Source organism: Williamsia sp. D3 (genome assembly GCF_000506245.1).
Classification (GTDB): Bacteria; Actinomycetota; Actinomycetes; order Mycobacteriales; family Mycobacteriaceae; genus Williamsia; species Williamsia muralis.
In genome coordinates this window covers 263,631-286,385 of the sequence record NZ_AYTE01000003.1, presented here as the reverse complement: position 1 = coordinate 286,385, position 22,755 = coordinate 263,631, and the positions used below count along the sequence as shown (strand labels likewise).

The following is a 22,755-nucleotide window of genomic DNA, read 5'->3' as shown; positions in this document are numbered from 1 at the left end:
CCAGGGGTGTGGCAGAGTCGGTGGCGACTGCATCGAGGATCCGAACAAGACGGTCGGCGAGGTCTTGTGCCGAGCGGCGATCGAAGATGTCGGTCGCGTAGCGCAGCGACCCACGCAGCAGTCGTCACCGGGGGCGGGGCTCGGTGATGGAGAACGCGAGTTCGAACTGTGCGATACCCGGGTCGAGGGGGACGGGACTCACGGTGAGAGCGGGTAGCTCGAAGCTGTCGGGTAGCCCGGGCTCGAAGTTCAGGACCACCTGGAACAGTGGCGAATACGCTTGGGTGCGCGGCGGCTGCAGAATGTCGACGAGTCGCTCGAATGCGACATCACCGTGGGCGTACGCACCGAGATCAACGGCTCGGGTCTGAGTGAGAAGGTCGGCAAAACCGGCATTGAGGTCCACCTGAGTCCGCAGGACAAGCGTGTTCACGAACATGCCGATGACGTCGTCGAGTTGTTCTTCGCCACGACCTGCGATCGGCGTGCCGATCGCGATGTCCTCGGTACCGGACAGCCTTGCGAGGAGCGTGGCCAGTGCGGCGTGGACAACCATGAACATGGACGCACCACGCTGTCGCGCGAGCTCCCGCAACGCGGCGCCGGTCGAGCCGCTGATCTCGAAATCGACGGACGCTCCGCGGTGTGAGGCGACGGCGGGCCGTGGGCGGTCGGTGGGCAGATCGAGCACCGCGGGCAGGCCGTCGAGTGTTTCTTGCCAATATCGGACCTGCTGTGCGGCAACAGAATCGGGATCGCTCTCCGAGCCTAGGACACGATGTTGCCACAGCGCGAAATCCACGTACTGGACGGGCAACTCGGGCCAGCTGGGCGTAAGCCCCTCAGTGCGTGCGTTGTAGGCGAGCATCACGTCGCGAGCGAGTGGTCCCATGGAGACGCCGTCGGCGAGGATGTGGTGAATCACCAGTACCAGCGTGTGGTCGTCGGCGGCGCTGCGAAGCAATCGGCTTCGGATGGCGACCCCCGCCGCGACATCGAAACCGTCGCGGGCGAGCGTCAGCACGGCCCCGGCGATGTGGTCGGCCTCGATCGGTTGCGGGGTCAGATCGAGCGACACCGCAGTCGGTGGCAAAACCACCTGCCTGGGTCCGCCGTCATCATTCGGGAACGTGGTGCGCAGCGACTCGTGGCGGCGGATCACGTCATCTACAGCTGCCGTGAGGGCACTCGTATCCAGTTCTCCGGTGAGTCGGATGACCAGCGGCAGGTTGTATGTGGCAGCGGCAGTGTCGAACTGGTTGAGGATCCACATGCGCTGCTGCGCCGGAGACAACGGCAAGCAGGCGGGGCGATCACCCCGCCGTAGAGGCGGACGCGCTGCCTGTCCGGTGGTTCCCGCCGCCGCGGCGATGCCGGACACAGTCGGGCTCTCGAAGACCGTGCGAACGGTCAACCCGCTGCCCAACTCTGCATTGATGCGGGAGACCACCCCCATCGCGGACAGTGAGTTGCCGTGCAGGTCGAAGAAGTTGTCGTCAGCCCCCACGTCTTCCTGGTCGATGTTCAGCACCTCGGCAAACACCGCTGCGACAACACGTTCGGCGTCGGAACTCGGCGCACGGTAGGCGCTACGGGTGAGTTCGGGTACAGGTAACGCCCGTTCGTCCAGCTTGCCGGTGGGGGTCAGTGGTAGCGCCTCGATCAGCACGACCGCCGCCGGTTGCATGTGGCGGGGGAGGTTACGCCCGGCGAACTCTCGAAGACGGTCTGCCGAGCGCGGGTCACCCACCACGTACGACACCAAAGCCGGATGGCCGTCGGCGAGTTCGCGTACCGCTGTCCGTACGTGCCGGACACCCGGAGAGGACCGGAGCACCGCGTCGATCTCGCCCAGTTCTATTCGATGCCCACGAATCTTCACCTGGCTGTCGGCTCGTCCGTGATAGCGGAGTTGGTGGTCGCCGGCCCAGCTGACGACGTCCCCGGTCCGGTACATGCGATCGCCGGGGCTCCCGAATGGGTTGGCCACGAACCGTTCTGCGGTCAACGCATGTCGACGATGGTAACCACGGCCGAGGCCGGGTCCGGCGAGATACAGCTCGCCGGGTACACCGGCAGGCACAGGTTGCAGGCGGGCGTTCAATACCAACAGTTCGAAACCATGCACGGCGGTACCGATCGACACCGGCTTGCCTGCCCGCAGGATGGAGACCGTGGCGATGTCGGTGGCTTCGGTCGGTCCGTATCCGTTGCGCATCTGCCGTCCGACGGCCCAACGGTCCACGAGGTCACCGGTCACCGCCTCGCCCCCGACCCCGAGCACCTCGAGGGAGACCAGCGCGTCCGGATCGAGCGCCGACAGCATGGTTGGCGTGATCAACGCGTGGGTGATCCGTTTGGTGACAATCCAATCGGTGAGCTCTGAAGGGCTCAGGTCCGGGGGTGAGATGACGAGGGTGGCGGCTGCGGAGAGTGCGGCGATTTGTTCGCCGATGGCCATGTCGAAGCTGGGTGAGGTGTTGTGGAGGAATCTCGAGTGGGGTTCGACGAGGTAGTTGTGTTTTCTTTCGGCGGCGAGGTTGGCCAGTCCGCGGTGGGTGATGACAACACCTTTGGGGGTTCCGGTGGAGCCGGAGGTGTAGATCATGTATGCGGGATGATCCAGCGAGACATCGACTTCCATTGCGGGGGTCGTCGTCGCGATTACCTCGCTGTCGATCTCCAGTTCGTCGATCACCAGCCACTGCACCGTGTCGGGTAGCTGGGATCGGAAGTTGCTGGTGGTGATGCCCAGTCGGCGCCCGAGTCGGTGAGCATGTGTGCGATGCGGTCGGCCGGGTAGTGCGGATCCACCGGGACAAACGCCGCACCGGTCTTGGCAACCGCCCACACGCTGCGTACGGAGTCGAGCGACCGGGGCAGGGCGATGGCAACAAACTGCTCGGTGGATGCGCCGGCATCGCGTAGCTCTCGGGCAAGCTGATCGGACCAGGCGTCCACCTGGCGGTACGTATGCGTCGTGCGCATCTCCAAGGCGACGGCATCCGGGTCGGCCAGCACTGCGGCCCTTGTCATTTCGTTCAACGTTGCCGGGGGCACAGCCGCCGGGCCACGAGATGGCACAAGAGCGCGGCGATCGTCGGCTGTCAAGACATCGAAGCCGTCGACCGCGGCGTCGGGTGGGGCTGTGGCCATCGCCTGCAGGAGCGTGACGAACCGGCGGTGGTGCGCGCGCAGCTCATCGCTTCCGTAAGCGTGCCGGTTGGCCTCGAAGTCGACGCGGGTGTTGCCGTCGGCACTCGGGTAGAGATTCACCGACAGGTCGTGGACCGGTCCGGTCGACAGGATCTGGAACCGCCCGGTGACCGGCCCCAGACGGATGTCCGACGGGAAGTTCATGATGTTGATGACCGGCCCGTAGAAGCCGCGGGAGTCCTCACCTGCGCCGAGGTCGCGTCGCAGATCCTCGGCCCGATAGCGCTGATGGCGCAGGGCCCCGGTGAGCTCGAGCTGGATGTGCGAGACGAGGTCGCCGACTGTCGTCGTCGGCGTGATCGACGCGCGGACGGGCACGATGTTGGACACCATCCCGCCCGACTTGCGAAGCACCGCGTTGGTCCGCCCCGACACCGGAAGGCTCAGGACCACGTCCGCCGAACCGGTGATTCGGGCGATGTACACGGCGAGGGTTGCGATCAGGAGCGGTGTCTCGAAGGTCCTCAATCTCGTTGAAGCGGCCTCGAGCTGCCGGGTCACCTCGGTCGAGAGCAGCTCGCCCACCCGCCGCGGCGTGACGTCGGGCGGCGATTCGAACGGCGACAACGACTGCGGCTCGGGGAGATTCGCGGCCTTTGCCAGCCAGTAGTCGCGGTCGCGCTGGAAACGGCTGGACGACCGGTAGTCGTTCTCAGCGGTGATCAGCGCCTGCAGCGGAGGGACGGCCTGGGTGGCGGCCTCGCGTCCGGCCAGCCTTGCGGTGTACATCTCGGCGGCGCGGTTGATGAACAGGATGGCGCCGTAGCCGTCGATGACGATGTGGTGGATGCAGGAGTACCAGAGGTAGTGCTCGTCGCCGACGCGGAGCACCGCTCCCTTGATCAGCCGATCGGAGAGCAGATCTATCGGCGCCGAGTAGTTCGCGTGTATCCATTCCTGCGCGGCCAGTTCGGGATCGTCCTCGCCGCGCAGGTCGATTCGCTCGAATCGATCCGAGAGGGTCTGGTCGACCACCTGGAACGGCTCACCGTCGACCTCGACGAGGCGAAGCATCCCGCAGTCGATCTCGTGCATGCAGTCGCGGACCACGTCATCGAGCAGATCAACGTCGAGTGGGCCATGGATCTCTGCGTAGTTCGCGATGACGATGGGCGTGTGGGGCATCAAATGCTGGGCGAACCAGATACCGCGTTGGGCCGCGGTCAGTGGAAACGGTGCTGATCCGGCAGCTGGAGTCGTCGGGGAAGGCGCCGAGGGGGTGGGGTTCCCGGTCGAGGTATGTGCGGAATCCACCTGAGGATCTCTTCTGTCCGGAGCGCGCTGACCCACTCGGCGAGGCCCCGTTGCATCGCTGGGTGAGTTTAGGGAATGCTGCACTAACTTCAATGGTGAATGTAGGTTTGCATAACCTATCTCTGTCGGTCAAGCTGAACGCACATTTGTGGTGCATTCGCGGGCGCCACGTACTTCCGACGACTGAAGAGGCAAGTTTCATGCGAGTAGCGACCTTCGGCTATCAGACCTGGGGACACAAGACTCTCGAAGCACTCATCGAGTCGGATCACGAGGTGGTTCTGGCCGTCACCCACCCGCCGAGTGAGCACTCGTACGAGTCCATCTGGTCGGACTCTGTCGAGGAACTGGCACGGGCCAACAACATCCCCGTCCACCTCGCGCAACGACCCGACAGCGAACTGATCGAGCAGGTCAAGCACGCCGAGCCCGACATCATCGTCGCGAACAACTGGCGCACCTGGCTACCGCGTGAACTCTTCGATCTGCCGCCGCACGGCACCCTGAACCTGCACGACTCGATGCTCCCCAAGTTCACCGGTTTCTCGCCGGTCATCTGGGCGCTGATCAGCGGGGAGAAGGAGGTGGGCCTGACCGCCCACCGGATGGACGACGACCTCGACACCGGTGACGTGGTGGTGCAACGGGCCGTGCCGATCGGGCCTCGTGACACGGCCACCGATCTCGTACGCGCGACCATCGACATCATCCCCGAGGTTCTGATCGAGGCCCTCGACCTCATCGAATCGGGCAAAGCCGTCTGGAAGCCGCAGAACCTCGCCGACCGCACCTTCTTTCACAAGCGCGCGGACATCGACAGCCAGATCAACTGGAACTGGCCCGCCGAGGACATCGATCGCCTCGTCCGCGCCCAATCGGATCCCTACCCCAACGCCTTCACCCACTTCCGTGGCGAGCGCATCCGGATCACCAAGGCCTCCGTCTCCGCAGGCATCTACGGCGGCACCCCCGGCCGGGTGTTCATCCACGAGGGGGACGGAATGGTGATCGTGGCCGGAGCCGACGCATACCGCGGAAAGAACCACGGACTGGTCGTGGAACGACTGCGGACCGAAGACGGTGTGGAGCATGCGGGCAAAGACTTCTTCCCACGCGGTGGCGGCTACCTGACGTGACGCCGCGCGCGGCCTGAGTCAGGCCCGGTCATGACCCGAACCGCATAACATGATTCGAGTTGTGAACAAGCGGGTATCGCTGCGCCGTCCTGCAGCGAAAGGAGTTGACACCGAATGACTGCACCCGGCCGGCCCCATGTGTTGATAGTGGGTGGAGGATTCGGAGGTCTCTACGCGGCAAAGCGCCTCAAGCGCGCCGATGTCGCGGTGACCGTTCTCGAGCGCGGCACCAGTCACGTGTTCCAGCCGCTGCTGTACCAATGCGCCACCGGCTTGTTGTCCGAAGGATCGATCGCGAGTCCTCTGCGGCACCTGCTGCGCAATCAGGACAACGCACACGTTGCGCTCGGTGAGGCGAACGCCATCGACACCGAGGCACGAGTGCTCACCGCGAGCCGCTTCGACGGATCGACCTTCGACCTGAAGTACGACTACCTCGTGGTGGCTGCAGGAATGCAACAGGCGTACCACGGTCACGAGGAGTACATCCAGTGGGCGCCGGGCATGAAGACCCTCGACGATGCGCTGACCATCCGCCGAAAGCTGGTGGCCGCCTTCGAGATGGCCGAATCGTTGCCCACACCGGAAGAACGCCAACCCTGGCTGACCTTCGCTGTCGCGGGCGGTGGGCCCACCGGTGTCGAGCTCGCCGGACAGATCCGCGAATTGGCCACGCGCGCACTGACACACGAGTTCCGGTCGATCGACCCGGGTGAGGCGCGGGTGCTGCTCCTGCACGGTGGCCAGCGGGTTCTGGAGTCGTTCGACAGCAAGCTCAGCGACAGCGCGCTGCGCACACTCGACAAGGTGGGGGTCGAGACCCACCTGGGCGTGCACGTCACCGACGTGACCGCCACGGACGTGGAGATCACCACCAAGGCCGAACCGAAGACCAAGACCCGGTTCGAAACCCGGACCGTGTTGTGGACGGCAGGCGTGGAAGCGGTGCCTTTCGCACGGACGCTGGCCACTGCCTTGGGTGCGGAGCAAGACCGGTCAGGACGCATCGCGGTCGAGGCGGACCTGTCCGTTCCGGGGCATCCCAACGTGTTTGTTGTCGGAGACATGATGTCGCGCAACAAACTTCCCGGCGTCGCCGAGGTCGCGATGCAGGGTGGGCGGCACGCCGGTGCGGTGATCGCCGCTGCGGTGGAAGGCAAGACCAACAAGAGGCGGCCGTTCAAGTATCGAGACCTGGGCAACGCGGCGTACATCGCCCGGCATCACGCGTTGGTCCAAGCCGGACCCCTGCACATGTCGGGTATGGCGGGATGGCTGTCGTGGGGCGTCATCCACATCGCGTTCCTCTCCGGCGCGCGCAATCGCACAGGCACTCTGCTGAACTGGGCAGCCACCCTGGCGACTGGATCGAGGCGTGAACGCGCGATCACCTACGGCGACCCGGAGACGGCCCGTAAACCGTATACATGACGGGCCGACCGGTTTCGCGACGTGAGTGAGACAGCGGTGACCGTGCTGACGGCGGCAGACACGGTGGCGCCGATCGACTTCTACAGCGATCCGCCGGACGGTGTGCGCGTCAACATGGTGAACACGCTGGACAACGAGGCGGCATTCGACGGCCGCGTCGCCGCCATCTCCGATCCGACCGACCACCAACTGCTCCTGGATCTCCGCGCGTTCGCCGATGTGTTGCTCGTCGGAGCGGGAACGGTGCGCGCGGAGTCGTATGGCCGAGTGATCCTCACGGAGAGGCAGATACGGCTGCGCCGAACCGCCCTCGGGCTCAATGGGCCACCGCCGGTTGCGGTGGTCACCTCGAAAGGGCTGTTACCAAGCGAGTCCCGGCTGTTCGGTGTCGAGCCCCGACCGTTGATCATCACGACCGCGGTGGCCGCCCAGGGTGAGCCTGATGACGCTCACGAGACGATAGTCGCCGGCCACGACCGGGTGGATCTGCCGCAGGCGATAGATGCCCTGCGGGAGCGTGGATTTCGGCGGATCCTGTGTGAGGGCGGACCGTCGTTGCTGCAGGCCCTGGCAGAGCATGACCTCATCGATGAGATGTGCGTGACGGTGTCACCCACGATTGCCGGCGGGCAGGGCGGATCGCCCAGGTCGAAGACCACTCTGGGTGGGCCTCGACGGATGAAGCTGGCACATGTTCTCTCGCACAACGATTTTCTTTATCTGCGGTACACCCGCTGATTTCTGAAAGCCGTTTGGTGGGCGGTCAATATGCTGGGTACTGGGCCGACCTCAGCTGCGCGGCCAGATGGGCCGCGTTCCTCGCCACGGTGGCAGTGGTGGTGGCTACGGGCTCAGGTGTCTCGTCCAGGTCGTTGTAGTCGGTGCCCTGCATTGCCTCACCGTTCCAGTAGGTTCCGCCCTGAGCGGGAATCGTGAAACCGATGTCGTTCAGCCCCTGGAAGAGATCTGCTGTGATCTTGTGTGCGCCGTCCTCGTTGCCGACCACTGCCGTCACCGCGACCTTGCCCACCATTGCGGGCCGCCCCTGATCGTCGGTTTCTGACAGCTCTGCGTCCAGGCGCTCGAGAACACGTTGGGCGACACTCGACATGTGACCGACCCAGGTCGGAGTCGCCACGACCAAGATGTCGGCTTTCCGGATCGCGTCGCGGATGGCCGGCCACTCGTCGCCGTCGCCCATGTCGCCTTCCACTCCGGGCTTCACGTCGTGGTCCACCACGCGGATCTTCGACCCCGACACCCCATGTGTCTCGAGCTGGGCGAGCACCTGACCGGCGAGCAACTCGGTGCTCGATGGCGCAGGCGACGGCTTGAGGCTGCAGATCAGGGCGAGGGCGCTGAGTTCAGACATGGGTGTGGAATAGCCATCGCCGGCGTACCCAAACATGGCGCCGCGGCCGTGCTGCTACCCGCCAGACGACTTCGCCCGGTCGACGAGTATGCGCACCGAGGCAGCAACTGTCGCGGCCAGAACGTCCGGCGGGTCGCCATCGAAGACCCGCTTGGTGGCGTCCACCGAACCGTGATCGAAGACGCCGAACCAGACCGTCCCGGGTTCCTTGTCCTCTTGCGGTTCGGGTCCTGCCTCGCCGGTGACGGCGACCGCCAGGTTGGCGCCCATCAGCTCTGCGGTGCTGCGTGCCATCGCCAGAGCTGCTTCTTCGCTGACGACCGGCCCCTCGGGCACCTTGAGGAGCGAGTACTTGACCTCCTTGCGATAGGCGATCACGCCACCGCAATACCAGTCGCCGGACGACGTTGCCCGGCCGAGTTGGGAGGCGAGGTTACCCGCGGTGAGTGATTCGGCGGTCGCGATGGTCAGATCGTGCTCGCCCGCCAGCTTCGCCAGTTCCTCACACAGGTCCTGCACCTCGTCCTCGGTCGGAACTCGGTCGTCGGGATCGGCAATCATGTTGTCCTCACGTTGTTTTGGGGCGCGTCGCATCGCTGCTGCAAACATCGTGCAACAGTTGCCATTCGGTTCGCAGGACCGGTGTACCCCGGCTACGGTGAAGTTATGTATTCCCTCGCAGACACAGTCCGAAACGAGTTGAACGTCCGCGCCGACATCGATGTCGCCGCGGAGGTCGAGAACCGGGTGCAATTCCTGGTCGACTACGCGCAGAACGCCGGAGCGAACGGTTTCGTCTTGGGTATCAGTGGTGGGCAGGACAGTTCGCTGGCCGGGCGTCTGTGCCAGCTGGCGGTTGACCGGATCAATCAGTCGGGAGGATCAGCCGAGTTCGTGGCGGTCTTGCTCCCGTACGGCGTGCAGGCCGACCAGGCCGATGTCGACACCGCCATCGACTACATCAAGCCGAGCCGCACGATCAGCGTGAACATCAAGGACACCGCCGATGCCGCGGCAAAGGCCACCGCTGCTGCGCTGGGCATAGACGAGCTCACCGACCTGGTCCGAGGCAACGTCAAGGCGCGTGAACGCATGATCGTGCAGTACGCCGTGGCCGGCCAGCTGAACCTCATCGTCGTGGGCACCGACCACGCGGCCGAGGCGGTGACCGGGTTCTTCACCAAGTACGGCGATGGCGGCGCCGACGTGGTTCCGCTCTCGGGATTGACGAAGGGGCAGGGAGCGCGACTCCTGGAACATCTGGGCGCGCCCGACAGCCTGTGGACCAAGGTGCCCACCGCCGATCTGGAAGACGACCGGCCCGCCATCCCGGACGAGGAGGCCCTGGGTGTCACCTACCGCGAGATTGATGCGTACCTGACCGGAGAGGCGGTCTCCGACGATGCGGCCAAGACCATCGAGCAGGCCTTCGTCAAGACCAGGCACAAGCGCACCGTTCCGGTTGCCCCCACCGACCTGTGGTGGCGGGATCCGACGGGCTGATCGGCGCCGAACCGGGAGATGGTGTGAGAGTGCGCAACTCGTCGAAAAAAGTACTTGGCACTCCCCGGTGATGAGTGCTAAAAAAGTAGTGCACAGTGATTGGCTGCCCGCCAGGGTGGCGGGCCGAAGTGTCGAGCAGGAGGTGGGTTGCTGTGCTTCGGTTTGATCCTTTCAGTGATGTGGACACGTTGGCGCGGGGACTGTTGACCGGCCAGGCGGTGGGGTCATCTCGAACGCCGAGGTTCATGCCGATGGACCTCTACAAGGTCGAGGACCATTACGTTCTCACCGCCGATCTGCCGGGCGTGGATCCCGGCTCGGTGGATGTCAGTGTGGACAATGGCACGCTGACCCTGACCGCCCATCGGACGGCACGGTCGGAGGATTCCGTGCAGTGGATGTCGAGCGAACGGTTTTACGGCACGTATCGCCGCCAGCTGACGCTGGGCGACGGAATCGACGCGGCGGGCATCTCGGCGAGCTACGAAAATGGTGTGCTGTCGGTGACCATTCCGGTTGCCGAGAAGGCCAAGCCTCGCCGAATCTCGATCAACCACACGGACTCACAGAAGTCGATCGAGACGAGTTCCTCCTGAGAACCACTGACTGACATCGCAATTGGTCGACCGCGAAAGAGGGGTGATGCTGTGGAGTTGGATGAAACCGTGATCTGGCCCGAGCCCAGTCCGTTGAACGACTGGTGGGCGAATGTCATGACAACGTCGAAATAACGCAAACACGCTTGTGCCCCCGACCTTTTGGCCGGGGGCACAAGCGTGAGAACTCAACAGAACGGATTGTCAATCGGCGGTGACGGGCAAGCTCAGGGTCAGCAGCATCAGGATGAACAGGAACCATCCGGCGCCCTGCCATACCGGCCAACCACCACCGCGTTTCCACACACGGTACGTCTGGACGAACGCCCCCAGTCCGCCGAGCAGTAACAGTGCCGGGACTCCGATCGCCCAGACCGAATTGCTCGGGTCGATCACCAGGTAGATGATCAGCCAGCCGAATGCCGCGGCGATCACCGCCAGGTCATACGTCACCGCAGCGCGGTAGACCGTTCGATCATTCCAGCGCTTTTCGACGTCATTGGTCATCGACAAGCCTCAGGTCCCTGAATGGTCAGCGGTTCTTTCGCGGGTACTTGGCGCGGTAACGCACGCGGTCACGGCGTGCCTTGAGTTCCGACACGTGATTGTCCTTGAGGCTGTCGGTCGCGCGGTAGGCGAAAAAGCCCCATCCAAACAGCAACACTGCGCCCACAGCGAGGATGACGGCAGCAATCATGTGACCGCCGGCGAGAGTCAGGATCGCCATCGCGACACAGGCCGCGCCACCCGCGATGGCCACAAATCCGGACCAGCCGACTGGCAAAGACAGTTTGTTGCGGGTTTCGTCCTTCGTACGCTGATCCATGTCGTCCTCCAGATTGACATCAGTCCTTCGTATGGCGGGTACCCGGTGCGGCCTCGCCCGAAACCACCCCCTGCCAGCCGTTTGCCGCGATCGATGCGGAGGTACCTCTCAATGAGGTGCCGGTCGCGTCTCACGGACGAGGGCGGTCGGGGTCGGTCGGGGGACCTGAGGAGGTGTGCGGTGGCGAGTACGGGTTTGGACGTTCCCACGTTCGGTGTCGAAGAGGAGCTCCTGCTCGTCGAGGAGTCGACAGGTGAACCGTTCATGGAAAGCGCCGCGGTTGCCCACGTCGCGAAATCGCTGGGACTCGACCTGGATCTCGAACTGACGCCGTGCCAGATCGAGACCGCGACGCCGATACTCGACTCCATGGCCGACCTCAGGCGGCACCTCGTGGAGAGCCGGAACAAAGCCGGTGCCGCGGCTCGGGAGATGGGCGGCCGCGTGCTTGCAGCGGGCGTGCCGCCGATCGTCGGAGAACGTCAGCCGGTATCGAAAACCGACCGCTACCAGCGCATCGCACAAAACTTCGGCATCATCGCTGCCGAGCAAGGCGTGTGTGGATGCCACGTGCATGTGGCGGTGCCGGACCGCGCACGTGCAATCGAGGTGAGCAACTCACTGCGACCATGGTTGCCCGTTCTCGTTGCGCTGACGGCCAATTCGGCCATCCACCGATCATCGGACACTGGGTACAGCAGCTGGCGGACCATGCTGTGGTCGCGATGGCCGAGCGCGGGTGCTCCCCCTCATCTCGCATCGGTGGAGGAGTACGACGCCGCCATCGCTCGGCTCCTCGAGGTGGGCGCGGCCCTCGACGAGGGGATGATCTACTGGGATGTGCGGCCTTCCAGCAACTTTCCGACCATCGAGGTCCGCGTCAGTGACGTTCCCGCGACTGTGGACGAGACGGTGCTCTACGCCACGCTGGTGCGTGCGCTGGTGATGACGGCCCTTGCTGACGGCCCGCCCGCCGCCGCGAGGGCAATCAGTTCCGATGACATTCGCGTGGCAAAATGGCGGGCAGCACGCGACGGTCTGACCGGCGAGTGTCCAGATCTGCTCTCCGGGAGCATGGTTTCGGTGCGCGCCGCCGTGGACGGGATGCTCGCCCACATCGCGCCCGCACTCGACGCCCTGGGTGAGCGTGCGGCCGTGGATGACGCGCTGGACACACTCTTCCGCCGTGGAAACGGCGCGATGCAGCAGCGTCAGGTATTCCAGCGGTGCGGCGCTCTGGCGGTTGTCGAGCATGTCGCGGCGCGCACCCTGGACGCCGACACCTTGCGTTGAACCAGCCGATCTCTGGACAGGAGGATGATGGACCAATCACGCGCACCACTGGTCGAGGCACTGGCGGATTACCACGACGCCGGCCGATACGGCTTCACCCCACCGGGACACCGGCAGGGAGCAGCGATCGACGAACGCACGAAGTCGGTCATCGGGGCCGACGCATTCCGCGCGGATGTCTTGGCCTCTGGCGGACTCGATGATCGTTCGTCCAGCAACGGTTACCTGCGGGATGCGGAGTCGTTGATGGCAGAGGCCGTCGGCGCCGACGATGCATTCTTTTCCACCTGCGGGAGTTCCCTGTCGGTCAAAGCGGCGATGATGGCCGTCGCCGGCGGTGCCAGGGGAGAACTCCTGGTCACCCGCGATGCTCACAAGTCGATCGTCGCCGGGCTCATCTTCTCGGGTCTGCAGCCACGGTGGATTCGCCCGAGGTGGGACGAAGAGCTGCACATCACGCATCCGCCGTCACCTGCGGCGGTCCGCGAGGCCTGGCAACGTCACCCCGATGCCGCCGGCGCGCTGATCGTGTCGCCGACGCCATATGGCACATGCGCGGACATCGCCGGGATAGCGGAGGTGTGTCACGAGTACGGCAAGCCCCTGATCATCGACGAGGCGTGGGGCGCGCACCTGCCCTTCCACGCGGAACTGCCGACCTGGGCGATGGACGCCGGTGCTGACATCTGCGTGGTCAGCGTGCACAAGATGGGGGCCGGATTCGAGCAGGGATCGGTGTTCCACGTGCAGGGCGACCTGGTGGACCGGGCCCAACTCTCGGCATGCGCCGACCTGCTGATGACAACAAGTCCGAACGTCCTCATCTACGCGGCCCTCGACGGCTGGCGTAGGCACATGGTGGCCTCGGGTGAGCAGATGCTCGACAGTGCGTTGCATCTGGTGAGGGGTGTTCGCAAGCAAATCCAGGAGATCGACGGTCTGTCCGTGATGCACGAGCGGCTGGTGGCGGAGGAGGCCTCACACGATCTTGATGAACTGCAGGTGCTCATCGACGTCGACGATCTGGGTATCAGCGGATATCAGAGCGCGGACTGGCTGCGCGAGCACTGCCGAATTGATGTGGGCCTCAGCGACCACCGGCGCATACTGGCCACGTTCTCGATGGCGGACACCGAGCAGACTGCCGGCAGGCTGCTCTCCGCGCTGCGTCAGCTGAGTGAAGCTGCACCATCGATGCCGCAGCCGCACAATGTGTTCCAGCCGGATCCGCCGCAGCTGGAACTGGAGACCGTGATGTTGCCACGTGACGCGTTTTTCGGCGACGTGGTATCCATACCGGCCGACGACGCGGTGGGACGGATTGCGGCGGAGCAGATCACGCCCTACCCCCCGGGCATTCCGGTGGTGGTGCCCGGCGAGCGGATCAACGCTGAGGTGGTCGAGTATCTGCAAACCGGCAAAGCCGCAGGCATGAACCTTCCCGACGCCATCGACAAATCCCTGGAGACCATGAGGGTGGTGCGTTGATCACCTGGCGCGGAAGGTCGCCCGATACTGACTGGGCGTGGTGTCCATCAATCGGGTGAAGTGATGTCGAAATGTCACAACGGAAGCAAATCCCACCAGCGCAGCAACGCGTTCCACTGGTTCGGATGATGTTTCCAGCAGTTCCAGGCTCACATCGATCCGGCGGGCGATCAGCCACTTGATCGGTGTGGTGCCAGTGGTCTTGGTGAACTGGCGCAAATAGCTGCGTCTCGACATATTGCACTGGGCGGCAAGGTCGTCCAGGCCCAGGGGGCGGTCGATGTGTGCGAGCGCCCAGGCCATGCTGTCGGTGATGGCGGTGTCGTCTTGGACTGCTGGGAGCGGGTTCTCGATGAACTGGGCCTGTCCGCCGGAACGATGCGGTGCGATCACGAGGCTTCGCGCCACCTCGTTGGCGACGGAGGGACCGTGGTCGTTGCGCACGATGTGCAGGCACAGGTCGAGCCCGGCCGAGCATCCTGCGCTGGTGAGCACGTCGCCTTCGTCGATGTAGAGGGGTAGGCGGTCCACCTCGATCTCCGGATGCCGCTGCTGGAGCTGCTCTGCGTAACGCCAGTGGGTGGTCGCCCGTCGCCCGTCCAGTACCCCGGCGGCGGCCAGCACGAAGGCACCCGAACAGATGGAGACCAGACGTGCCCCCCGCCCCGCGGCGTCCCGGACTGCGGAGATGACATCGGGAGAGATGGGGGCGTGTATGTCGCGGATGCTGGGGATGATGACCGTGTGTGCTGCGGCGAGTTCTTTGAGTCCGAATGCTGCCTTCAGGGTCGCCCCACCGACAACTCTCACCGGAGCGGTTGTCTCCGTGCACAGTTGCACCGAGTACCAGGGTCGCACCATGCCCGGCCAGAATGACTCGGAGAGCTCGGCCAGGCCGAATATCTCGGCGGCGATACCCATTTCGAAAGCGGTCATCCCGTCGTAGGCGAGGATGGCCACGGTGCGGGCTGACCCCGGACGGGATCTCTGCGAAGACATGGCACTATCTTAACGAAGATCGGCATCAGTGCCACTTCTGGTTGTCGGCCATGTCCGCCACCCTTGGTACATGGACAGACAGAACGTGACTGTGATGCAACGACTTTGGCGAGCTCTCAAAGAGTTCGCGGCAGGGGTGGACGCGGCCAGCGCGTTGGCCCACAACAGGACCCCGTCCGAGGAGTCGGTGGCCAGGATTCGGCAACGCGAGTTCTGGGAAGTCGAGATCGGTGACAGGTTCGTATGCCGGGGCATCGGCAAAGGCTGACTGGAGGGTAAGTGATGAGTGAGTTCAACCCTTGGGGAGAGGCCGGCTCGGTATCCAGGTAGTCAGTGAATCGGCGTGTCGGCGTGACTGATCTGGTTGCCTCCGGCGCGTTTTGCCTCGTACATCGCGGTGTCGGCTGCGGCGATCAGACCGCTGATGAGCTCGCGGGTGTTGCCGGTGACCTCGACAAGGCCGATACTCGAGACGCCGAGGCTGGCGGTCACATTCCACGACATCGTGGCGATGGCTGTGCGGAGGCGTTCGGCGGTGTCGTCAGCTTTGCCGGCTGGCGTGATCTCGGCTACCAGGAACTCCTCGCCGCCGATGCGGCCGACGACGGCGTCCTCGGGACTGGCTCGACGCAAGCTGTCGGCGACGGCGATGAGGGTCATGTCGCCGACGGTATGGCCGTAAGCATCGTTGACCGCCTTGAAGGCGTCGAGGTCGATCATCACGACGGTGATACTTCTCTCGGGGTCTCCGGCGGCGCCGGTGATGAGATCGGACGCGGCACGGTGGAACCCGCGACGGTTGCGCAGTCCGGTCAGAGCATCGGTGGACGACTTCAGGGCGTCGACCGACAGCCAGTGAACGAGTACCTGACCACAGAATGGCACCGCAAGGATGCCGCCGCCCATCACCAGTAGCTTCGACAGCGCCATGGCCAGATCGCCGCCGACCGCGATCCGGACAGCACAGATGACGGCGGTCACCAGCGAGATGATCAGCGTGAGCGACAGGTAGCGAGCACAGTGGAAGAAGCCGATATAGCCCGCAAGGCCGATGAACGCCGTGCATCCGAGCATGCCTGCACGCGGATCGGAGTCAGCCAGGCAGGCCGCCGCGATGAAAAGGGTTCCTGCGACGGAGGCGAGTTGCGACTGCCTGCGGTTCGGCCACCGCCACGCGTAGCCGGCGGCGATTGCGGATAGACCGACCGTCACGGCGATGGACACGATTTTCTGGGACGTGTTCTGTGGACCCGAGGGACTCAACATCATCAAGAATGTCGCCATCGCCAGCATCGCCAAGATCGCCGCAAGGACGTATCTGGTCGCCGACGTCAGGCTACGGGCGGCCAAATAGTCAGACAGCCAGTCAAAGTGGTCTGGCTGCCGCCACCACAGGAGGAGTTGGCGCACTTGACAACCCCCCGTATCGGGACGGTTCGGACGGCCGACTTCAGCCTTGATGCTACCCGTGCACGCCGGGATTCTTGCGGCCTTCAGGGAACCCAGCTAATCGGGCCGGTGTCCCGAGAGCGACCGCCCCGGCGGTCGGTGTCGTGCACAGGTGGATGTGAACGAGTGGGCGGATGCCAGCCACCATAACGGCGTGCGTACGCGCGCGGCGATGAGGATCTATGGGCCCGGTGCCAGGCCTGTCTGAAAGGCGATGACGACGAGTTGCGCTCGATCGCGGGCGTCGAGCTTCGTCATGGCGCGTTGCACGTGGGCACGAACGGTGAAGGAGCTGAGAAACATCCGTTCGGCGATCTCCTGGTTGGACAGGCCCGTGGCGACGAGAGCCACCATCTCGAGTTCGCGCGGAGTGAGCGCGGCGAGCTGCTTGGGGTGGTACGGCGAGCTGACGTTGGGCGCGGCCAGGAAGTGGGCGACCAGGGAGCGTGTCGCGGCGGGGGAGAGCAGGGTGTCGCCGTCGGCGATCGTGCGGACGGCGTCGAGTAGGTCTTCGGCCCCAATTCCCTTGCCGATGAAACCGCTTGCCCCGGCGCGCAGCGCCTGAGCGACGTACTCGTCGGTTTCGTAGGTGGTGAGAATCAGGATGCGAGCGTCGCGTAGCTCCGGGTCGGCGCAGATTTCGGATGTGGCGGTGAGACCATCGACTTCGGGCATGCGTATGTCCATCATCACCACGTCCGGGCGTAGCTCACGGGTCAGTGTCACCGCTTCCCGCCCGTTGGACGCCTCGCCCACGACAGTGATGTCATCGGCGCTGTCGAGGAGCATTCGGAAGGCGGCACGCAGCAGGGCCTGATCGTCGGCGAGTAGCACTCGAAGCGTCACGATGTTCCTGCCGATCCGTCACCGGGCCGTTCGTCGCCCACTGCGCGGCCGACCACTTGTCCTCTGATGGTTGCTCCTTTGCGCTCCGTCGTCGCGTCCCGGCTTGAGGGGAACGGCAGTGTCGCGGCGACGAGATAGCCGCCTTTCGTGCGCCGGCCCGCAGTGAGTCGGCCCCCGACTGCGGTCACCCGTTCGCGCATACCGATCAGACCGTACCCAGGGGGCCGCTTGGGTGGGCTCGAGGCGGCAGGTCCCGTCAACTCGGTCGCGGCACCGCGGATGCAGCCCCCGTCAAGGCCCCCGTCGTCGGCAACGGTGATGGTGACGTGATCGCGGCCCCAGTCGAGTTGTACCCGGGCGGTGTCGGTGTCGGCGTGTTTGGTCACGTTGGTCAAGGCCTCCTGCACGATGCGGTAGGCAGTGAGGTCCACGCCGGGCGGCAGCGGCTTGACGGTGCCTTTGTGGTGCACCGTCGCTTCGAGACCCGCGCGCCGGAAGGATTCGAGCAGCGCGGGAAGCCGAGACAGGCCGGGCGCCGGTTCGGTCGGCGTCGACGCGTCGCCGGACTGACGGAGCAATCCGACGGTGGCCCGCAAACCGTCGAGCGCGTCGCGGGTGGTCTCGACGAGTTCGGTCACGCTCGTGCGGCTCTGCTCCGGTCGGGCGTCGAAGAGATGAGCCGCGACCGTGGCCTGCGCGTTGGCCAGGGTGATCTGGTGGGCCACGACGTCGTGCAGTTCCCGGGCGATACGTACTCGCTCTTCAGCCACTCGCTGTCGTGCCTCGCTGTCCCGGGTCTCTTCTGCGCGCTGGGCCCGTTCCTCAACAGCCGCCAGATAAGCCCGCCGGATCTGCGTCGAATAACCGAGCACACCTGACATCAACACGAATGCCACCACCGAGCCCAACCTGCTCGCGTCTTGCCACGAGAGAGACCCGAACAACGGGGTAGGAGCAATCATCAGTACCGAGGACGTGATCAGTACCGCGGCCGCCGGGACCCGTTCGGCGCGGACGGCGACCGAATAGGCGGCGATCACCGCTGGTGCCACGATCAGTGGGGTCAGCAGCAGATCCAGCGGGGCGACCAGCATGCCGGCCACGGTCGTGATAGCCATTGCGGCCAGGGGAGCGCGGTGCCGCAGCGGTAGCACGGCGCTGGACGCCAGGGCGATGACATAAGCGGCGGCAGGTGGTGGCGAGAGTGTGTCGTCGACCTGGAGAACGCCGCCGAGCAGCGACAGCGCGAACGCCGTCATGGCGACGGCGCCTCCCGCCACCATGTGCGGAAAGGCGGAAGGGCGCCAACCGTATTGATCATGGCCGGCTCAGTTTCGAGCTACATCCGAGGTATGTGTGGACACGGGGACCTGCTTGCTCAATGCGTCACCCTCGATGTCCACATTCGGAAGCACGCGTCCGAGCGTACGGGGCATCCACCAGGCTCGGTCCCGGAGAAGTGCCAGCACCGCGGGCACAATCGCCATCCGGACCACGAACGCGTCGAAGAGGACTGCCGCGGCCAAACCGACGCCCATCGTCTGGATGGTCGGACTGGCGAGGCCGATGAAACCCGCGAACACACTGATCATGATGATCGCGGCAGCGGCCACCACACGTCCGCTGTGCCGGAATCCGGCGACGATGGCTTCCTCCGGGGACGCACCCTGAACGTAGGCCTCCCGCATACGGCTGACCAGAAACACCTCGTAGTCCATTGCGAGGCCGAACACGATCCCGATGATGACAATCGGCATCAGCGACATCACCGGTCCGGTCTGGTCGATACCGATCAGATCGCGCCCCAGCCCCACTGGAAGACGGCGACGAGGACGCCGAACGCCGCACCCACCGACAGCAGGAAGCCCAGAGCAGCCTTGATCGGAACCAGGATCGAGCGGAACACCACCATCAGCAACAGGATCGCCAAACCCACGACCACAGCCAGGTACGGGATGAGTGCATCGGACACCGCTTCGGAGATGTCGATGTTCAGAGCGGTCGTACCGGTCACCAAAATAGCTGCACCTGTGGCACTTTCGACACGGGAGACCTCTCCACGGATCGACTCCACCAGGTCCTTGGTATCGCTACTTGTCGGTGCGGTCTGCGGGATGGCAGTGAGAACTGCGGTGTCGTTGTTGTCACTGATGACCGGATCGCCCACCGATTCGATTCCGTCCACTGCGCGGATCGTCTCCATCACGAGATCGGTGGTGGCCCGGGCATCCTCTGACTTCGGCATATCTACAACCACCGTCAACGGACCGTTGAAGCCGGGGCCGAAACCATCCGACATCAGGTCGTAGGCCCGGCGTTCGGTGGTCTGCACCGACTTGGACTCGTCTCCGGGCAACCCGAGTTCCAGGCTCAGTGCAGGTAACGCCACGGCCCCCAGACCGACGCCGGCGATCAGCAGCACGGCCACCGGTCGGCGCAGCACGAACCGCGCCCAACGGGTGCCGAGTCCTTGCTTTTCGATGGCGGTGGGCAGCGGATGCGGGGACTTCACTTCCTGCTCGGCGGTTTTGCGGACGGAGCGGGGCAGGACCCGGCGGCCGAAGGTTCCGATCAAGGCCGGGACCAAAGTCAACGCGACGAGAACGGCGAGACCTACAGCGCCGGCTCCTCCCATCCCAATTTTGGTGAGTTCAGGGACCCCAACAACCCCCAGCCCGAGCAACGCGATGATGACGGTCGCGCCGGCGAAGACCACAGCCGATCCAGCGGTCCCCACCGCTCGGCCGGCAGCTTCCTCCGGGCTGCGGCCCCGGGCGCGTTCGTCGCGGTAGCGGGAGATGATGAACAGCGCGTAGTCGATCCCGACCGCCAGCCCCAGCATCAGCGCCAAGATGGCGACGGTCGACGTCAGGCCCAGGGGAACAGCGAGCGCCGACACCAGGAAGAAGGCGATGGCCACGCCCACAAACGCTGTGAGCAAGGCCAATCCGGCGGCGACCAACGATCCCAGGGCGATGATCAGTACCACCGCCGCAACCGCGATGCCGATCATTTCCGTCGTACCACCCGGTGACACTTCCGAATCCAACGCGGAGCCACCGATTTCCACGGTCAACCCAGCATCTCGCGCCTGATCCGCGGCGTGCTTCAGGGCGTCTTTCGTCGGTGCGGTCAGGTCAACGGCCCCGACGCTGTAGGTGACCGTGGAGTAAGCAATGGTGCCGTCCTCGCTGACGGCGTCTGTTTCGAAGGGGTCTGTCACCGAAGCGACTTGACCGCCGCCGCCCAGCACACCGAGTGCCTGTTCTACGGACGACCGGTTGTCGACGCCAGTCATCTGCTGCCCATCGGGGGCCTGAAACACCAGACGCGCTTCGGCGCCCTGGGAGTTGTTGTCGGGGAAGCGCTCATCGAGGAGGTCGAAGGCCTTCTGGGATTCGATGCCGGGCATGGAGAGTTCCTCTTCCTCCCCGGCCGGTGCCAAGGCGAGGGCGACCCCGGCGATCATCAAGACACCGAGCCACAGGGAAATCACGACGCGGCGCCGCCGAAAAGCCCACCGCCCGACCCGATACAGAAGTGTTGCCACCGTTGATCACTCCAGACACTGCTAGACAAAGGAATATGCGCGGATTGCGCAGCTACAACATCCCTTGTGAGCACCCCGTCTGGCATCGTGCCTCGGCATCCCTTTTGTTGTAGTCCAGCCGAATCGGAGATGCCCGGGTCCTGGTGCATATGCACTAGCGACAGTCGGTCTGGTGGGTGTTAGGAGATTGCACTTCACGCCGGAGAATTTTGCCGGTCGGACCCTTGGGTAGGACGTCGACGAGCCACACTTCGCGAGGGTACTTGTAGGCGGCAATGCGCTCTCGTACAAATGATTTGAGTTCCTGCGATGTCGCATGCGCTCCGGGTTTGAGCGCAACGGCGGCGCCGACTTCTTCGCCGAGGTCTGTGTGTTTGATACCGACGACTGCTGCCTCGGCAACCGCGGGGTGTTGGTAGAGAACTTCTTCGACTTCGCGGGGATAGACGTTGTATCCGCCACGGATGATCAGATCCTTTTTACGATCGACGATGGTGTAGTAGCCGTCGGTATCGCGCGTAGCGATGTCTCCGGTGCGAAACCAGCCGTCGGGGATCGCCGTGGCGGTGGCTTCGGGTCGGTTCCAGTACCCTTTCATGACGTTTTCGCCCTGGATGGCGATCTCGCCGGCCTCGCCGTCGGGTACGTCGACGCCGGCGTCATCAATTATTCGTAGGCGGCACCCGCGCACCGGCACGCCAATGGTGCCGGGTCGGCGTTGAAGGCCCGGCTGATTGAAGCAGGCGATGGGTGCTGTTTCGGACAGTCCGTAACCCTCGTATATCTCGCACGCAAATTTTCGCTCGAAACTTCTCAGGACCTCAACGGGCATGGCCGCGCCCCCGGTGATACATGTACGCAGTGAGGACATGTCCGCGTTGTCGGCTTCGGTGGAATGCAGCATCGCGGCGTACATAGTCGGCACCCCCTCGAAGACCGTGACTTGATCGCGGGCAACAACATGGAGCGCCTGGACGGCATCGAAGCGGGGAATCAAGGTGAGCAGGGCGGAAGCTTTGACCGCCGCATTCAGGCCGCAGGTGAGCCCGAAGACATGGAACAGGGGTAGGCACCCCATTATTACGTCCTCAGGGCCCACCTTGATCAAGGTATCCACGGTAGTCGCCGCGTTGGTCGACATATTGCGGTGAGTGAGTTCTGCCCCTTTGGGTTTGCCGGTGGTTCCCGAGGTGTACAGGATGACGGCCGTGTCATCGTCGGATCGGTCCGTGGCGGCAAACAGTGGCTCCCCAGAGAGGCCATCCGGCCCCGTGCGCGGGACGAGGATCGCGGGAATCCCGATCTTTGATGCGGCCTTCGAGACAGTGTCCTCGCCGACATCTAGCCCGTAGATGAGCCTCATACCGCAGTCGGTGAGGTAATACTCAACTTCGCGTGCTTTCAGAAGAGGATTCATCGGGACCGCGATCGCGCCAGCCAAAAGTATCCCGTAGAAAATCACCGGAAAAGCGGGGACATTTGGCAGTACAAGGCCCACTCGGTCGCCGGGTTCGACCCCCCGTGCGCGTAAATCACCCGCTACCGCGGCCGCGCGGTGATGGAGTTGTTCATAAGTGAGGACATATTCATCCAGTTGTACTGCTGGTCGACTGCCGTGCTTTTCCGCGGACGCAATCAAATTTTCGGCGAGAGTGGACATAGCTGACTCCTGGTAATAACTACTCGGCCATTGGAAGTTGGCATGCGAGCGACATCGAGTACAGGTGAACATCCGTCATGCTGACGTGGTCTGGTCGCACGACAGCAGCGGTCGGTGGCATTGTGGCCGGGGTTTC

The 22,755-nt window shown here is 64.4% G+C and carries 22 protein-coding genes; 9 read left to right on the top strand and 13 right to left on the bottom strand.

Features of this window, described 5'->3' with window-relative positions; all coding sequences use genetic code 11:
* Nucleotides 1–124: 124 nt before the first annotated feature.
* Both W823_RS59210 and W823_RS59205 read right to left on the bottom strand, forming a co-directional pair.
* A complete protein-coding gene (locus tag W823_RS59210; protein ID WP_161633963.1) occupies nucleotides 125–2,698 on the bottom strand; it encodes a condensation domain-containing protein in 2,574 nt (857 codons plus the stop codon).
* Nucleotides 2,695–4,470, bottom strand: coding sequence for a condensation domain-containing protein (locus W823_RS59205; RefSeq protein WP_152537964.1), 1,776 nt, complete (start codon nucleotides 4,468–4,470; stop codon nucleotides 2,695–2,697). Before W823_RS59205 ends, W823_RS59210 begins: the two co-directional genes overlap by 4 nt.
* A gap of 200 nt (nucleotides 4,471–4,670) precedes the next feature.
* Between W823_RS59205 and W823_RS33615 the strand changes: the two genes are divergently transcribed.
* The 3 genes from W823_RS33615 to W823_RS33605 all read left to right on the top strand — a co-directional run bounded on the left by W823_RS33615 (nucleotide 4,671) and on the right by W823_RS33605 (nucleotide 7,775).
* Complete coding sequence (locus tag W823_RS33615) at nucleotides 4,671–5,606, top strand: methionyl-tRNA formyltransferase (RefSeq protein ID WP_023954556.1); 936 nt, start codon at nucleotides 4,671–4,673, stop codon at nucleotides 5,604–5,606.
* Nucleotides 5,607–5,720: 114 nt separating this feature from the next.
* On the top strand, nucleotides 5,721–7,037 hold the full coding sequence (locus W823_RS33610) for an NAD(P)/FAD-dependent oxidoreductase (RefSeq protein WP_031331225.1): 1,317 nt from the start codon (nucleotides 5,721–5,723) through the stop codon (nucleotides 7,035–7,037).
* Between the two features lie 21 nt (nucleotides 7,038–7,058).
* Nucleotides 7,059–7,775 (top strand): pyrimidine reductase family protein, encoded by a 717-nt coding sequence (locus W823_RS33605; RefSeq protein ID WP_023954554.1) that lies wholly within the window; start codon nucleotides 7,059–7,061, stop codon nucleotides 7,773–7,775.
* A gap of 25 nt (nucleotides 7,776–7,800) precedes the next feature.
* Here W823_RS33605 and W823_RS33600 read toward each other — a convergent pair whose 3' ends face one another.
* Both W823_RS33600 and W823_RS33595 read right to left on the bottom strand, forming a co-directional pair.
* On the bottom strand, nucleotides 7,801–8,409 hold the full coding sequence (locus tag W823_RS33600; protein ID WP_023954553.1) for a flavodoxin family protein: 609 nt from the start codon (nucleotides 8,407–8,409) through the stop codon (nucleotides 7,801–7,803).
* 54 nt (nucleotides 8,410–8,463) lie between these two features.
* Nucleotides 8,464–8,970 (bottom strand): CinA family protein, encoded by a 507-nt coding sequence (locus W823_RS33595; protein WP_023954552.1) that lies wholly within the window; start codon nucleotides 8,968–8,970, stop codon nucleotides 8,464–8,466.
* Between the two features lie 105 nt (nucleotides 8,971–9,075).
* On the opposite strand from W823_RS33595, the gene nadE reads away from it, so the two are divergent.
* Together nadE and W823_RS33585 are read left to right on the top strand one after the other, a co-directional pair.
* Complete coding sequence (gene nadE, locus W823_RS33590; protein ID WP_023954551.1) at nucleotides 9,076–9,912, top strand: ammonia-dependent NAD(+) synthetase; 837 nt, start codon at nucleotides 9,076–9,078, stop codon at nucleotides 9,910–9,912.
* Between the two features lie 152 nt (nucleotides 9,913–10,064).
* The gene (locus W823_RS33585; RefSeq protein ID WP_023954550.1) at nucleotides 10,065–10,508 is read left to right on the top strand and encodes an Hsp20/alpha crystallin family protein; all 444 of its coding nucleotides are present in this window, start codon (nucleotides 10,065–10,067) and stop codon (nucleotides 10,506–10,508) included.
* Nucleotides 10,509–10,712: 204 nt separating this feature from the next.
* On the opposite strand, the gene W823_RS33580 is transcribed toward W823_RS33585, so the two are convergent.
* Nucleotides 10,713–11,015: a hypothetical protein gene (locus tag W823_RS33580; RefSeq protein WP_023954549.1), complete on the bottom strand. Its 303-nt coding sequence runs from the start codon at nucleotides 11,013–11,015 to the stop codon at nucleotides 10,713–10,715.
* A gap of 25 nt (nucleotides 11,016–11,040) precedes the next feature.
* A complete protein-coding gene (locus W823_RS33575; RefSeq protein ID WP_023954548.1) occupies nucleotides 11,041–11,334 on the bottom strand; it encodes a hypothetical protein in 294 nt (97 codons plus the stop codon).
* A 180-nt stretch (nucleotides 11,335–11,514) separates the two neighbouring features.
* Between W823_RS33575 and W823_RS33570 the strand changes: the two genes are divergently transcribed.
* Nucleotides 11,515–12,627, top strand: coding sequence for a glutamate--cysteine ligase (locus tag W823_RS33570; RefSeq protein WP_023954547.1), 1,113 nt, complete (start codon nucleotides 11,515–11,517; stop codon nucleotides 12,625–12,627).
* A gap of 27 nt (nucleotides 12,628–12,654) precedes the next feature.
* On the top strand, nucleotides 12,655–14,115 hold the full coding sequence (locus W823_RS33565) for an aminotransferase class I/II-fold pyridoxal phosphate-dependent enzyme (RefSeq protein WP_023954546.1): 1,461 nt from the start codon (nucleotides 12,655–12,657) through the stop codon (nucleotides 14,113–14,115).
* Here W823_RS33565 and W823_RS33560 read toward each other — a convergent pair whose 3' ends face one another.
* On the bottom strand, nucleotides 14,116–15,114 hold the full coding sequence (locus W823_RS33560; protein ID WP_023954545.1) for a helix-turn-helix domain-containing protein: 999 nt from the start codon (nucleotides 15,112–15,114) through the stop codon (nucleotides 14,116–14,118). It abuts the gene before it with no gap.
* 70 nt (nucleotides 15,115–15,184) lie between these two features.
* On the opposite strand from W823_RS33560, the gene W823_RS33555 reads away from it, so the two are divergent.
* Nucleotides 15,185–15,382, top strand: coding sequence for a hypothetical protein (locus tag W823_RS33555; RefSeq protein ID WP_152537963.1), 198 nt, complete (start codon nucleotides 15,185–15,187; stop codon nucleotides 15,380–15,382).
* 62 nt (nucleotides 15,383–15,444) lie between these two features.
* Here W823_RS33555 and W823_RS33550 read toward each other — a convergent pair whose 3' ends face one another.
* On the bottom strand, nucleotides 15,445–16,338 hold the full coding sequence (locus W823_RS33550; protein WP_051406316.1) for a GGDEF domain-containing protein: 894 nt from the start codon (nucleotides 16,336–16,338) through the stop codon (nucleotides 15,445–15,447).
* Here W823_RS33550 and W823_RS57955 point away from each other — a divergent pair.
* A complete protein-coding gene (locus W823_RS57955) occupies nucleotides 16,331–16,468 on the top strand; it encodes a hypothetical protein (RefSeq protein ID WP_161633962.1) in 138 nt (45 codons plus the stop codon). The two genes, W823_RS33550 and W823_RS57955, sit on opposite strands and share 8 nt — an antisense overlap.
* 275 nt (nucleotides 16,469–16,743) lie before the next feature.
* Here W823_RS57955 and W823_RS33545 read toward each other — a convergent pair whose 3' ends face one another.
* From W823_RS33545 to W823_RS33530, 5 genes are all read right to left on the bottom strand, one after another.
* The gene (locus tag W823_RS33545) at nucleotides 16,744–17,409 is read right to left on the bottom strand and encodes a response regulator transcription factor (protein WP_023954542.1); all 666 of its coding nucleotides are present in this window, start codon (nucleotides 17,407–17,409) and stop codon (nucleotides 16,744–16,746) included.
* Entirely contained in the window at nucleotides 17,406–18,668 is a 1,263-nt protein-coding gene (locus tag W823_RS33540; protein WP_081729606.1) for a sensor histidine kinase, read from the bottom strand. Before W823_RS33540 ends, W823_RS33545 begins: the two co-directional genes overlap by 4 nt.
* Before the next feature lie 69 nt (nucleotides 18,669–18,737).
* Nucleotides 18,738–19,223: an MMPL family transporter gene (locus tag W823_RS59200; protein ID WP_255326125.1), complete on the bottom strand. Its 486-nt coding sequence runs from the start codon at nucleotides 19,221–19,223 to the stop codon at nucleotides 18,738–18,740.
* Entirely contained in the window at nucleotides 19,202–20,959 is a 1,758-nt protein-coding gene (locus tag W823_RS33535; RefSeq protein WP_255326124.1) for an MMPL family transporter, read from the bottom strand. The genes W823_RS59200 and W823_RS33535 overlap by 22 nt, the downstream gene beginning before the upstream one ends.
* 154 nt (nucleotides 20,960–21,113) lie before the next feature.
* A complete protein-coding gene (locus W823_RS33530; RefSeq protein WP_023954540.1) occupies nucleotides 21,114–22,619 on the bottom strand; it encodes a long-chain fatty acid--CoA ligase in 1,506 nt (501 codons plus the stop codon).
* Between the last annotated feature and the right edge of the window lie 136 nt (nucleotides 22,620–22,755).

Coding starts and splice junctions, on each gene's coding strand:
- W823_RS33615 (WP_023954556.1), top strand. CDS start 4,671: ATGCGAGTAGCGACCTTCGGCTATCAGACCTGGGGACACAAGACTCTC.
- W823_RS33610 (WP_031331225.1), top strand. CDS start 5,721: ATGACTGCACCCGGCCGGCCCCATGTGTTGATAGTGGGTGGAGGATTC.
- W823_RS33600 (WP_023954553.1), bottom strand. CDS start 8,409: ATGTCTGAACTCAGCGCCCTCGCCCTGATCTGCAGCCTCAAGCCGTCG.
- W823_RS33595 (WP_023954552.1), bottom strand. CDS start 8,970: ATGATTGCCGATCCCGACGACCGAGTTCCGACCGAGGACGAGGTGCAG.
- nadE (WP_023954551.1), top strand. CDS start 9,076: ATGTATTCCCTCGCAGACACAGTCCGAAACGAGTTGAACGTCCGCGCC.
- W823_RS33580 (WP_023954549.1), bottom strand. CDS start 11,015: ATGACCAATGACGTCGAAAAGCGCTGGAATGATCGAACGGTCTACCGC.
- W823_RS33575 (WP_023954548.1), bottom strand. CDS start 11,334: ATGGATCAGCGTACGAAGGACGAAACCCGCAACAAACTGTCTTTGCCA.
- W823_RS33565 (WP_023954546.1), top strand. CDS start 12,655: ATGGACCAATCACGCGCACCACTGGTCGAGGCACTGGCGGATTACCAC.
- W823_RS33560 (WP_023954545.1), bottom strand. CDS start 15,114: ATGTCTTCGCAGAGATCCCGTCCGGGGTCAGCCCGCACCGTGGCCATC.
- W823_RS33555 (WP_152537963.1), top strand. CDS start 15,185: ATGGACAGACAGAACGTGACTGTGATGCAACGACTTTGGCGAGCTCTC.
- W823_RS57955 (WP_161633962.1), top strand. CDS start 16,331: ATGGACACGATTTTCTGGGACGTGTTCTGTGGACCCGAGGGACTCAAC.
- W823_RS33540 (WP_081729606.1), bottom strand. CDS start 18,668: ATGACGGCGTTCGCGCTGTCGCTGCTCGGCGGCGTTCTCCAGGTCGAC.
- W823_RS33530 (WP_023954540.1), bottom strand. CDS start 22,619: ATGTCCACTCTCGCCGAAAATTTGATTGCGTCCGCGGAAAAGCACGGC.